The 1,673-nt window shown below is 75.2% G+C and carries 1 protein-coding gene and 1 pseudogene; both read left to right on the forward strand.

Features of this window, described 5'->3' with window-relative positions:
* Nucleotides 1–44 precede the first annotated feature (44 nt).
* Nucleotides 45–140, forward strand: a pseudogene (locus AOK18_RS31565) (YnfA family protein); the annotation flags it as partial.
* Complete coding sequence (locus tag AOK18_RS29220; protein WP_079105248.1) at nucleotides 107–1,549, forward strand: DUF2252 domain-containing protein; 1,443 nt, start codon at nucleotides 107–109, stop codon at nucleotides 1,547–1,549. The pseudogene AOK18_RS31565 and the gene AOK18_RS29220, both read left to right, overlap by 34 nt.
* Nucleotides 1,550–1,673 lie beyond the last annotated feature (124 nt).

A 1,673-nucleotide genomic window follows, 5' to 3' on the forward strand; every position in this document is an offset into this window, starting at 1 on the left:
CCCCGCCCCCGTTATTCCGGAAGTCCGCGTGCGAAGCTGCCCGCATGCTGATCGCCCGCTCCGCCGCCCTGTTCGTCCTCGCCGCGATCCTGGAGATCGGCGGCGCCTGGCTGGTCTGGCAGGGCGTGCGGAGCGGGCGGAGCCGGGCCGCACCGCCGGAGAGGCGCGGCGGCTGCCGCGCGTACCGGGCTTCGCGGCGTGGCCGCCCGAGGGCTCGGCGAAGGCGGCGGGAAAGGCTCTGCGCCGGTCGGTGCCGCGCAAGGCGCACTCCGCTCTCGAGCCGGATCCCTCCCGCCCCGACGCGCTCGGTGCGGTCGAGGAGTCCAGCCGCGGCCGGCTGCCCGAGCTGACGCCGATACGGGTGGGCAGGATGGCGGCGACGCCCTTCGCCTTCCTGCGCGGATCGGCGGGCCTGATGGGCCACGACCTGGCCCGCACCCCCATGACGCGGATCCGCGCGCAGCTCTGCGGCGACGCGCACGCGGCGAACTTCGGTCTGTACGGTGACGCGCGCGGCGGGTTGGTCATCGACCTGAACGACTTCGACGAGACGGTGTGGGGGCCCTGGGAGTGGGACCTCAAGCGGCTCGCCACCTCGCTGGTGCTCGCGGGGCGGGAGGTCGGCGCGGACGAGGACACCTGCCGCAAGGCCGCCCGTGACACGGTGGGCGCCTACCGTCGCACGATGCGGCTGCTGGCGAGGATGCCGGCGCTCGACGCGTGGAACGCCATCGCCGACGAGGAACTGGTCTCCCACGCCGACGCGCACGATCTCCTCGGCACGCTGGAGCGGGTCTACGCGAAGGCCCGCGCCAACACCAGCGGCCGTTTCGCGGCCAAGTCCACCGAGGCGACGGAGGACGGCGGCCGTCGCTTCGTCGACGCCGCCCCGGTGCTGCGTCGCGTCCCGGACGCCGAGGCCCTGGCGGTGGCCTCCTCCCTGGAGGAGTACGTCGGCACCCTCCAGCCCGACCGGCTTCCGCTGCTGGCCCGGCACGCGGTGCAGGACGTGGCGTTCCGGGTCGTCGGCACGGGCAGCGTGGGCACCCGCTCGTACGTCGTGCTGCTCCTCGACCACCGGGGCGAGCCGCTCGTCCTCCAGGTGAAGGAGGCCCGCGCCTCGGCGCTGGTGCCGCACCTGCTGACGGCCGGCTTCGACGTCCCCGACACCGGCCACGAGGGCCGGCGCGTGGTCCTGGGCCAGAAGCGGATGCAGGTGGTCAGCGACAACCTGCTGGGCTGGACGACCGTCGAGGGGCGGCCCTACCAGGTGCGGCAGTTCCGCAACCGCAAGGGCAGCGTCGACCCCACGGCCCTCTCCGCCGACCAGGTCGACGACTACGCCCGGATGACCGGAGCCCTCCTGGCCCGCGCCCACTCCCACAGCGCCGACCCCCGCCTGATCGCGGGCTACTGCGGCAAGAGCGACGAACTCGACGAGGCGATGGGAGAGTTCGCCCTCCGCTACGCCGACCGCACGGAGGCGGACCACGCGGACCTGGTCACGGCGGTCCGCTCGGGCCGGATCGCGGCGGAGATGGGGGTCTGAGCACCGCTCCCGTTCCTCCGGGGGCTCTCCGCCGGCCGGGAACCGGCGGGGAACCGGCGGGCGACCGGTCCGGGGCCGGCCGGTCCCCGACCCGGCCGGGTGGAGAGGCCGGCCGGGTCGGCTG

This window comes from Streptomyces prasinopilosus, from assembly GCF_001419695.1.
Taxonomy (GTDB): Bacteria; Actinomycetota; Actinomycetes; order Streptomycetales; family Streptomycetaceae; genus Streptomyces; species Streptomyces prasinopilosus.